This window comes from Amycolatopsis sp. NPDC049159, assembly GCF_040648295.1.
GTDB lineage: Bacteria > Actinomycetota > Actinomycetes > Mycobacteriales > Pseudonocardiaceae > Amycolatopsis > Amycolatopsis pretoriensis_A.
In genome coordinates, this window is sequence record NZ_JBEZDL010000045.1 from 1 (window position 1) to 10,506 (window position 10,506).

A 10,506-nucleotide genomic window follows, 5' to 3' on the forward strand; every position below is an offset into this window, starting at 1 on the left:
GTGTCCTACGGCGTGGTGAAGATGAACGTCGACACCGACACCCAGTACGCGTTCACCCGCCCGATCGTGGACCACTTCTTCAAGAACTACGACGGAGTCCTGAGGATCGACGGCGAGGTCGGCAACAAGAAGGTCTACGACCCGCGCTCGTACCTGAAGGCCGCCGAGGCCGGCATGGCGGCGCGGATCGTCGAAGCCTGTGAAGCGCTCGGCTCGGCCGGCACCCGGCTGAAGTAACCGATTTTCACGCTTCCCGGAGGATCCGGGTGATTTCCCCCGGATCCTCCGACGCGCGCAGGACGTCCAGGTGCGTCGGGTGGACGAGCAGCGCGGTGATCCGGCAGAGGATTTCGACGTGCTCGGCGGCCGGCGCGGCGATCGCGATGCACAGCGAAACCCGTTCGCCGTCCCACGGCACGGGAGTGGTGAACCGGGTGAACGCCAGCCCCGGGTTCACCAGCAGGTAGTCGTGGACGTGCAAACCGTGCGGAACGGCCATCCCGTGCCCGAGGTAGGTCGACGCACGGCGTTCCCGCGCGTGCAGCGAGTCCCGGTATCCCGTGTGGACGGAGCCGGAGGTTTCGAGCGTTTTCCCGATGTGCGCCAAGGCTTCCCAGCGGGTGGCGGCCCGGACCCCGAGCTCCACCGAGCGCACGGACAGGGACAGCACTTTTTCGTTCGTCACTGAGGGTTCTTTCTGGGGGATGCGGAGAAAAGACGGCCGGGTCACGTCGTCGTGCGCGCTCACCGTACGCCACGCGAACGCGATCCGGCGAAAACCCGGTCGCGCGTCACACCATTCGAAAAAATTACGCGAAAATACTTCGAATCCGTTATCGGATGTCCTGTCAAGCATTTCCGCGGAAATCTGGGGAAAACCGGGCCCGCGCGGCCGCTGCCAGGCGCGCAGGAGCCCGGTGCCGCGCGCGTCGGGCCGATGGGCCAGGCTGGGAACGCCCGCCGGACTCCCGGCCGGGCCTGCGCGCGCGGACGGGAGAAACGTGGCTGTTCGGAGTGGGGTGCGGGGATCGGCCCGGCCGGAGCTGGCGGGCCGGGACTGGGAACTGCGGGTGCTCACCGACCGCGCTCGCGCCGCCGCCCTCGGCGAAGGGCAGGCGGTGCTGCTGCGCGGGCCCGCCGGGATCGGCAAGACCGGCCTGCTGGCCGTCGCGCTCGACGAACTGGACCGGACCGCCGCCACCGTGCTCACCGTGACCTGCGCCGACACCGGCGGCGGGGCCTACGAAGCGGTCCGGACGCTGTTCGGTCCACTGTGGCCACGCGGGGACGCCGGCGAGGCCGGCCTGCTCAGCGGCAGCGCCCGGCTCGCGCTGCCCGCGCTCGCGCCCGACCGCGTCGACGGCTCCGCCGACACCTACTCCGTCATGCACGGCCTCTCCTGGCTGGTGGCCGGCCTGGCCGCCCGCGGCCCGGTCGTCCTCGCGGTCGACGACGTCCAGTGGTGCGACGAGACCTCCTTGCGGTGGCTGAGCTTCCTGCTGCGCCGGGCCGAGGACCTGCCGGTGCTGGCGCTGATGGCCCAGCGCACCGGGCCGGGCGAACCGGGCCCCGCGGTGCTCGCCGAGATCGGCACGGCCGTGAACTGCCTCGCCGTCGACCTCGCGCCGCTGGCCGAGGACGCGGTCGCCCGCGTACTGGCGGCCGGGTTCGGCGTGCCACCGGACCGGGAGTTCGTCCGCCACGCCGTCGACATCACCGGCGGCAACCCGTTCCTGCTCGACCGCGTGGTCGGCGCGCTGCGCGACCGCGTGCCCCCGGACGCCGGGCACGTCGGCGTGCTCGACGAGCTCGGCCGGGAGGCGGTGGTCCGGCCGCTGCTGGACCGGCTGTCGCCGGACGCGCTGGCCGTCGCGCGCGCGATCGCGGTGCTGGGCGGCGAAGAGCTGGAGACGATCGCCGCGCTCGCCGGCACCCGGCCCGGGCCGGCCGGCCACGCCGTGCGCGCGCTGCGCGAGGGCGAGCTGCTCGAACCCGACCGGCTGGACTACGCCCACGACCTGATCCGCACGGCCGCGCTGAACACCGCGTCACCCGCCGACCTGGCCCGGCTGCGCGAACGCGCGGCCACGCTGCTCAACGACAGCGGCCGCTCCAGCGAGGAGGTCGCCGTCCACCTGCTGGTGCTCGACGGGCCGCCGCAGCCGTGGATGGTCACCGTGCTGCGGGAAGCGGCCGCGGCGGCGGAAAGCCGGGGCGCCCCGGCGGCGGCCGCGCGGTACCTGACGCAGGTGCTGCGCGCCCACGAGGACGACGTCACCGTGCTCGTGCACCTGTCCCGGGTGCTCGGGCAGACCGACCCGGCGGCGTCGCTGAAGCACCTCGAACGCGCGTTGCGGCTGGTGGCCGATCCGCGGCGGCGGGTGCCGATCGTCATGCAGTACGTCATGGTGTCGCTCGGCGCCCAGAACTCCCGGCGGTCCTACGCGCTGGCGACCGAGGTGGCCGACGCGCTGGACGCCGTCGCCGGTCCCGACCCCTCCCCCGCCGACCGGGCGCTGCGCATGGTCGGCCAGTCGGCGCTGCTGCTGTCCGGATTGGACGAGAAGGCCACCGTCGCCCAGGTCGGCGCCCGGTTCCGCGACGTCGTCCCGCCGCCGGGCGACACCGCCGAGGAACGCGAACTGCTGGGCATGCTCTCGTCGCTGGGCACGCTGCAGGGCCGCCCCGCCGCGGAAGTCACCGCCCAGGCCGCGCAGGTGCTGCGCATCGGCGACGTCGCCCCGGGCGGCTGGGCCGTGCTCGGCGCCGTGCTCACCCTCTACCTCGCCGACCGGCCCGAGCCGGCGCTGGCGGCGCTCGGCGGCGTGCTCGACCACGCGCAGCGCCGCGGCCAGGGCTGGACCTACATCCTCGGCGCGACCACGCGGGCGCTCGTCCACCAGTTCTGCGGCAACCTCACCGACGCGCTGGCGGACGCGCAGTACGCGTTCGACGTCATCACGCAGGAGCGCTGGGCGCCCGGGACCGCGATGCCGCAGGCGGTGCTGGGCTCGCTGCTGGTGCGTCACGGCGACCCGGCCGGCGCGGAGCGGGCGCTGGCCGCGATCGAGCGGCCCCGGCTCGAGCACTTCACGCTCGAGTACCACTGGTACCTGGTCGCGAAGGCCCGCGCCCGGGCCGCCGTGGGCGACGTCGAAGACGCGCTCGCCGTGTTGCGGACGTGCGGGGAAAGCCTGGCGGGCAACGGGATCGGCAACCCGGTGCTGGCGCCGTGGTGGTACGAATCGGCGGAGCTGCTGGCCGGGCTCGGCCGCCGGGCCGAGGGCGAGGCGGTGCTCGACGACGTCGAGCCCGCGGTCCGCCGCTGGGGCACGAACCGGGCGCTGGGCATGCTCGAGACGTCGCGCGGGGTGCTCGCCGACGGCGACGCGGCGATCGAGCGGCTGCGCGACGCGGCGGAGCTCCTGGCGGATTCGCCCGCGAAGGTCGAGCAGGCGAAGGCCGAGTACCTGCTCGGCAGGCGGCTGCTGGCGCGCGGCGACGCCGAGGGCGCGCGGGACCGGTTGCGCCGGTCGATCGACCTTTCCGTGCGCAGTCGTGACAAGCAGCAGCTCGGCCTTTCGCTGCCGGCGCTGGCCGAGGCGGGCGGCCGGATGCGCCACGGCACGGATTCGCCGTCCGACGCACTGACCGGCAGCGAGCGGCGGGTGGCCCAGCGAGCCGCGGAGGGCGCGACCAACCGGGAGATCGCGGAGTCTTTGTTCATCACCCAGCGGACGGTCGAGGTGCACCTGACGAGCGTCTACCGGAAGCTCGGCATCGGCGGCCGTGCCGAACTGGCGGAAGCGTTGCGCGACCACTGAGTCACGCAAGGTCGCGGATTGCCCGGCCGTCCCCGCGAATTCTGGCCGGGCGGGCAGAGCTCCGGCGTGCGGTGGCCGCCCCGGTGTCGAGACCGCTATGGCGGCTTAGGCTGCCCTCGGCCCGGCTCGACGTCGACCGGCCGCGGAGGAGGTCGTCCCGTGCGCGAACCGCGTCTCGTCGGCCGGGAGCGCGCGGTGAGCGTGCTCGACGACCTGGTGGCGGGGCTGGGCCGGGGGCTCGGGGCGACGGTGGGGATCTCCGGTGCCGCGGGAGTCGGGCGGACGGCGTTGCTGCGGCGGGCTCTGGGCGCGGCTCCGGGTGCGTCGGCTTCTTGTGTGCCGGACGGGGTTCCGTTCGGGGCGGTGACCCAGCTCGCGTCGGCTTTGGTGCCGCCGGCGGATTTCGGTGACCTGGTGGGTGCGTGCTTGGCCGACCCCGAGCGTGCCGCCGGGCTGCTGTGTGACGCGTTCGCCGGGTTGGCGCGCGAGCGGGCGCTGGTGCTGGCGGTCGATGATCTGCAGTGGGCGGACGAGTGGTCGCTGCGGTGGTTCACGGAGATGGCCGGGCGGACGGCACCGGTGCTGCTGATCGCGACCGCGTACGAGCCGGTTGCGGTGGGGCAGCGGATCGCGGTGGGGCCGTTGGGGCCGGCGGAGACGACGACGTTGGTGCGGCAGCTGCTGGGTGAGCTGCCGGCGGAGGTGGAGACGGCGGTGCTGGCGGTCGTCCGCGGACGACCGGCGGTGCTGCACGACCTGGCTGCGACGCACGGGCCCACGCCGGCGGAGTGGACCCCGGCTCGGGTGGCGGCCGCGGGGCGGGAAGTCGTGTCGGTGCGGGCGGCGCGGATCCGGCGTGGCCTGCCGCCGGGGGCGCTGGCGCTCGTGCGGGCGATGTCGGTTTCGGAGCGGCTGGACGTCGTCGCGGCGGTCGGGCTGGCCGAGTTGCCGGCGGCGGACGTGCCCGGTGCGTTGAGTGCGCTGGAGGCGAGCGGCCTGGTGGCGGACGGGCGCCCGGCGGAGCCGCACCTGGCGGCCGATGTGCTGGCGGAGCTGGCCGAGCCGGAGCGGGACGGGCTGTACCGCCGCGGTGCGGAACTGGCGCACCGGAGCGGGGCGGGTGCGCTGGTCGCGGCGGAGCTGCTGCGCGCCGCGCCACCGGTCGGCGAGCCGTGGGCACGAGCGGTGCTCGAAGAGGCGGCGGAACAGTGGTCGGCCCAGGGCAACCCGGTGGCGGCGGCCGATTCCCTGCGGCGTGCGCTGGCCGAGCCTGCCTCCGCGAGCGACCGGGCGGCGCTGCTGGTCCGGCTGGCTTCGGCGGTGGTCCGCCGCGAACCCGACCACGCCGACCGCCGGCTGGTCCAGGTCCTGGCGGAACCGGCACTGGCCACCCTCCCGGCCGCCACGACGGCCGCCGACCTCCTCCTGGCCCGCGGGGACGCGGAAACGGTGCACCGCCTGGTGGCGGAACCGGGCCGGGCGTCCACTGTGGACCCCGCATTGGTGGCGCTGGGGAGGCTCGCCCGCGAGGAAGCCGCGGCCGATCCGGAGATGCCGGTACCCCCGCTACCCGGCCCGGACGCGATCGACGGTGACGCGGGCCAGAACCCGGCCCCCACCGCACCGGCACCCGACCCGGCCACGATCGGCCCGCATGCATTCCGCGGCAGCACACCAGTACCCGAACCGCACGCATTCAGCGGTAGCGCGGGCCAAAACCACACCACCACGCCAGCACCCGACCCACACGAACTCGATCGCGACACGAACGAAAACCACACCACCGCGCCAGTACCCGAACCGCACGCACTCCGCAGCAGCACAGGCCAAAACCACACCACCACGCCAGCACCCGACCCACACACACTCGATCGCGACACAAACAAAAACCACACCACCGCACCCGCACCCGACCCGCACGCACTCCGCGGCAGCACAGGCCAAAACCACACCACCACGCCGGCACCCGACCCGCACGCCCTCAGCCGTGACGCGAGCGAAGACCGCATCCGCTTCGGCCGCCCAACGCGGGCACCATCCGCACCACCCGCCATCGGCACGCCCCCGGCCAGGGCGCTCCCACCCTTCCCCCGCGCGCAAGATCCCGCCTCCGCCGGGGTCACCGCCTTCCGGCTGGCTGTCCGGGGGGGAACAGCGGGGCGCCGTGCTCGACCTTGCCGCGCAGGCGCTCGTCGTGCGGGAGGAAGCTCCCCTCATGCCGCGGATCGCCGCTTGCCGGGCGTTGGTCTGCGCCGGGGTCCTCGCCGAGGCCACCGACGCCCTGACCGTCGTCATCGCGGCCGCCCGGCGGCGGGATGCCCGGGCCGCCGCCGCGCGGGCGTTGGTGCACCGGGCCGCCGCCGTGCTGAGGGATGACCGGCCTGAGGAGGCCCTCCGCGACCTCGCCGCCGCCGATCGGGAGCTGCCCGTTCGCTGCTGGCACCCGCTCGCCATGCCCGCCCGGGCCGCCGTCGAGATCACCGCGCAACTGCGGCTCGGACGGCTCGAACACGCCCGGCACCTCGCCGCCGAGCCACTCCCCCGCGGCAGCGAGCACGGAGCCGCAACTGCGTTCCTCCGGCACGCCGAGGCCGAACTCGCCCTCGCCGAAGACGACCCCGGCACCGCCCTCCACGCCGCCCTGGAGTGCGGCCGGGTGCTGCGCTCGCGCGGCTGGGTCAACCCGATGGTCGCCGCCTGGCGGACGACCGCGAGTCTCGCGCTGCGCCGGCTCGGAGACCACGGGGCCGCCGCCGCGCTCGCCGCCGAGGAGCTGGCCCTCGCCGAACGCTGGGGTACCGCCGCCGCGCTCGAGCCGTTGCGCGAGCGGGCCTCCGCCGGGCTCCGGCGGACCGTGCCCGCGCCACGGCGGCCCGCCGACCCGCTGCCCGCGCCGCGGTTCCCGGCCCGGCGCCCCGACGCGCTGTCGCCCGCCGAACGGGACGTCGCCGAGCTCGCCGCCCGCGGGCTGGCCAACCGGGAGATCGCCCGGGAACTGTCGATCGCGCTGCGGACCGTCGAACTGCGGCTGACCAAGGTCTACCGCAAGCTCGGCCTCAAGGGCCGGGCCGCGCTCGCGGATCACTGGCCCACCCGGACGCCGGGGAGCTGACGCGATGCTGTTCGAACGCGAAACGCAGGAAGCCGCGCTCCGCGAAACCGGTGAAGTCGTTGCCGTACGTGGGGAAACCGGCACTGGACGCTCGGCGCTGCTCCGGCTCTTCGGCCGCCTCGCCGCCGACGGAGGTGCGCGGGTGCTGCGGGCGGGTGGGGCGCCCGCCGAGCGGGACCTCCGCTTCGGCGTCGTGCGGCAGCTCGTCCTGCCCCTGGTCGGCGACCCGTGCGCGACCGGCCTGCCACCGATCGCCGCGAAACTGCTCCAGTCGGCGGCCGGGCCGGACTGCAGCGGCGCCGTGCCGCTGCTCCACGGGCTGCACGTCCTGCTGGTCTCGCTCGCCGCCCGCGAGCCGGTCGTCGTGCTGGTCGACGACGTGCGCTGGGCCGACGAACCTTCGGTGCGCGCCTTGGCTTTCCTCGCCGGCCGGCTGCGCGGGACGCGGGTGCGGCTCGGGGTCGTGCTGCCCGACAGCCCGCGTGCGCCGGCGCTGCAGGAGATCGCCCGGATCGCCGGACCGGGCGTGCGAGCCCACGCGCTGTCGCGAAACGGCACGCGCCGGGTGGTCGACGCCCGGCTGGACGCCGACCCCGCGTTCGCGACCGCCTGCCACGAGCTCACCGGCGGCCGGCCGAAGGACCTCGACGAGCTGTTGTCCCGCGCGTTCGCCCACCGGCTCACCGGCCGGGCCGTGGACTGCGTGCCGCTGCGTCAGCTCGGAGCCTCCGTACAACGGGAACGGCTGCGGCTGCTGGTGCGGCGGGAACCGGAGGTCGGAGCGCTGGCGCGGGCCGTCGTCACGCTCGGGCGGCACGCGGAACCCGAGCTCGTCGCGCGGCTGGCCGGGCTGGACGCGGCCGCGTGCGCCGAAGCTCGCGCCCTGCTCGGTGCCGCGTGGCTGGGCACCGCCGTCGACGAGCGGCTGGTGCCCGAGCCCGCGCTGGTGCGGGTGGTCGAGGAGACGCGGAGCGCGGCGGACACCGCGGCCGCGCACCGGGCCGCGGCCACTTTGCTTGCCTCACAAGGGTTTCCGCCCGAGCACGTCGCCGCGCAGCTGCTCAGCGTCGACGCCCTGCGCGGTCCCGAAGACGTCACGACGCTGCGGACGGCGGCCGTCGCGGCCCAGCGCCGCGGCGCCCCGGACCTGGCCGCGCGCTACCTGCGGCGCGCCTTGCTGGACCTGCCGCCCGACGACCCCGGCCGCGCCCGGCTGCTGACCGAGCTGGCCGCCGCCGAACCCGATCCGCGGGCGGCCGTGCGGTACCTGGTGCAGGCCGCGCCGCTGCTGCCCGCGGGCCGCGAACGGGCCGAAGCGGTCGCCCGGATCCCGCTCACCGCCGCCGCGCGCGGGCCGCTGGTGACCGACCTGGTCCGGACGGCGACCGGCGTCGACGACCCCGACCTCGTGCCGCGCCTGGAAGCCCGGGAGTGGTTCGCCGCGCTCGAAGAGCCGGGCCGGGCGGCCGCGGCGGCGCGGCGGCTGCAGCAGCTGCCCGACCGGCCGCGCAACCCCGGCGACCGGGAGCTGCGCGCGGTGCTGCTGCTGGCCGCCACGCTCGGCGGGCGCGTCACCGCCGCCGAAGCCGCCCGCCACGCCGGTGTCCTGCTGGACCACGAGCCGGCCCGGACCGTCCGGGCCGGCACCGCGCTGCGGATCGTCCCGCTCGTGCTGATCGCCGCGGGCCGGCCGGACGCCGTCGCGCCGTGGCTGGCGTCGGCGGGCGGGCCGCGGGCCACGACCGCGACGCGCGTGCTCGTCGACGTCCACCAGGCGCTGGCGCTGCTGTCCCGCGGCCGGTTCGCCGAAGCCGCGGACCCGGCGGAGCGGGCGTTCCGCGCGGCCGAGCCGGGCGGCTACGACGTCTTGGCGCTGCCGGCCACGACGGTGGCGCTGGTCGCGGACTCGGCACGCCGCCGCGACCTGGCGCGGCAGGTGCTCGAAGACCTCCCCGACAGCGACGACCTCGCCGTGTTCGCGGTCCGCCGCGGCCTGCAGGGGATGCTGGCCGCCCGCGAGAACCCGGACGCGGCGCTCGCGCAGTTCCTCGACCGCGGCCGCCTGCTGGACCGGGCGGGCTGGCGCAACCCGGCGATCTACGCCTGGCGCGGGTCGGCGGCGCTGCTGGCCCGGCGGCTCGGCCGGACCGAGCAGGCGCGGCAGCTCGCCGAGGAGCACCACCGCCACTCCGTCGCGTGGGGCGCGCCCGCGATCGTCGGGCGGTCGCTGCGGGTGCTCGCCGCACTCGCCGGCCGGCGGCACGCGATCGAGCTGCTGCGGGAAGCGGTCGAACTGCTGGACGGCGCACCGGACGAACTCGAAGCGGCGAAGGCCTGCGCCGACCTCGGCACCTGCCTGCGCGAGACGGAACCGGAGGCGGCACGGCGGTTGCTGTCCCGCGCGCGGGAGCTGGCCGAAAGCTGCGGCGCGGGCCGGCTCGAAGCACGCGAGGACGGCACGTTCGGCCACGCGGAGCAGCCCCGGCCCACGGTGGAGCTGACCGCGGGCGAGGCGACCGTCGCGCGCCTGGCGGCCGGCGGGCGGACGAACACCGAGATCGCGGGCGAGCTGAGCATCAGCCGCCGGGCCGTCGAGAAGCACCTGACGAGCCTGTACCGCAAGCTGAAGATCGACGGCCGCGCCCAGCTCGCCTCGGTGCTCGGCGCCGGGTCGTGAGTGAGAAACAGGGTTGGAACACTGTTTCTCACTCACGAGCTCTTTGGAGCACGGGCGGTCGTGGTCCTCCCGGCACTGGTGGTACGCGTCGGGGCCAGGTCCGGCGCCAGGTCGCCGAGCCGCGTGCTGCCGTCGAGCCGGGTCAGCAGCTCGTGGGTCTCCGCCAGCACCGGGCCGCCCGGGTGGTCGAGGTACACCTGGTGCACGGTCTCGCCGCCGGTGCGGGTCGTCGTGCGCAGCCGCGTCACCGGGCGGAACGCGAAGACCAGCTCGGCCGGCGGCGCCGCCCGGTCGAGGCCCGGGCGGACGACGAAGGCGCCGACCACCAGGTAGTCCAGGTCGGTGGTGAGGAACGTCGTCACGGCGTCGGCGACGGTCTGCACGATCGGCTCGGCGTTGTTGTCGAACGACGTGTTGAGCACCACCGGCGTGCCGGTCGCGCGCCCGAACCCCTCGATGAGCGCGGGTTCGCGTCCGCTTCGACGACCTGCACCCGCGCGGTGCCGTCGACGTGGGTGACCGCGCCGAGCTCCTCACGGCGGTCGGGACGCACCTGCAGCGCGAACGACATGAAGTCGAAGTTGCCGCGCGTCGCGGGGATCTCGAAGTACTCGGCGGCGGCTTCGGCGGCCACCAACGGCGCGAACGGCCGGGTCGGCGAGGATGCTGCGGTAGCCGAGCGAGCGCGGCCCGAACTCCGACGCGCCCTGCACCCAGCCGAGCACCGAGCCTTCCGCGAGCCGCTGCGCCGACCGCGGCGATCTCCTCGGGTCTCACGTCCGCCTTCGCCCGGCAAGGCTCGCACCGCTCCGGCCGGGAACTTCGTGGTCTGCTCGATCCGGTTGAGCCGTTCCTCCTCGACCGCGGCGACGAGTTCGCCGTCGCGGATGCGG

The 10,506-nt window shown here is 75.5% G+C and carries 6 protein-coding genes and 1 pseudogene; 5 read left to right on the plus strand and 2 right to left on the minus strand.

What is annotated here, in order from left to right:
* A partial coding sequence (locus AB0B33_RS45800; RefSeq protein WP_360784250.1) for a class II fructose-bisphosphate aldolase occupies window positions 1–237 on the plus strand: 237 nt, incomplete at its 5' end.
* Between the two features lie 7 nt (window positions 238–244).
* On the opposite strand, the gene AB0B33_RS45805 is transcribed toward AB0B33_RS45800, so the two are convergent.
* On the minus strand, window positions 245–685 hold the full coding sequence (locus AB0B33_RS45805) for a PTS sugar transporter subunit IIA (RefSeq protein WP_360784253.1): 441 nt from the start codon (window positions 683–685) through the stop codon (window positions 245–247).
* A 316-nt stretch (window positions 686–1,001) separates the two neighbouring features.
* Here AB0B33_RS45805 and AB0B33_RS45810 point away from each other — a divergent pair, with 316 nt between their 5' ends.
* From AB0B33_RS45810 to AB0B33_RS45825, 4 genes are all read left to right on the plus strand, one after another.
* A complete protein-coding gene (locus tag AB0B33_RS45810) occupies window positions 1,002–3,824 on the plus strand; it encodes an AAA family ATPase (protein WP_360784255.1) in 2,823 nt (940 codons plus the stop codon).
* Window positions 3,825–3,983: 159 nt separating this feature from the next.
* Window positions 3,984–6,200, plus strand: coding sequence for an AAA family ATPase (locus AB0B33_RS45815; RefSeq protein WP_360784257.1), 2,217 nt, complete (start codon window positions 3,984–3,986; stop codon window positions 6,198–6,200).
* Complete coding sequence (locus AB0B33_RS45820) at window positions 6,187–6,936, plus strand: helix-turn-helix transcriptional regulator (RefSeq protein ID WP_360784260.1); 750 nt, start codon at window positions 6,187–6,189, stop codon at window positions 6,934–6,936. Before AB0B33_RS45815 ends, AB0B33_RS45820 begins: the two co-directional genes overlap by 14 nt.
* A 4-nt stretch (window positions 6,937–6,940) precedes the next feature.
* Window positions 6,941–9,613 (plus strand): AAA family ATPase, encoded by a 2,673-nt coding sequence (locus AB0B33_RS45825; protein WP_360784264.1) that lies wholly within the window; start codon window positions 6,941–6,943, stop codon window positions 9,611–9,613.
* Between the two features lie 32 nt (window positions 9,614–9,645).
* Here the strand turns inward: AB0B33_RS45825 and AB0B33_RS45830 are convergent.
* Window positions 9,646–10,350 (minus strand): annotated as a pseudogene (locus AB0B33_RS45830) (carbamoyltransferase C-terminal domain-containing protein); the annotation flags it as partial.
* Window positions 10,351–10,506: the final 156 nt, after the last annotated feature.

Excerpts from the sequence above, each read along its gene's own strand:
- AB0B33_RS45825 (WP_360784264.1), top strand. The coding sequence starts at position 6,941 with ATGCTGTTCGAACGCGAAACGCAGGAAGCCGCGCTCCGCGAAACCGGT.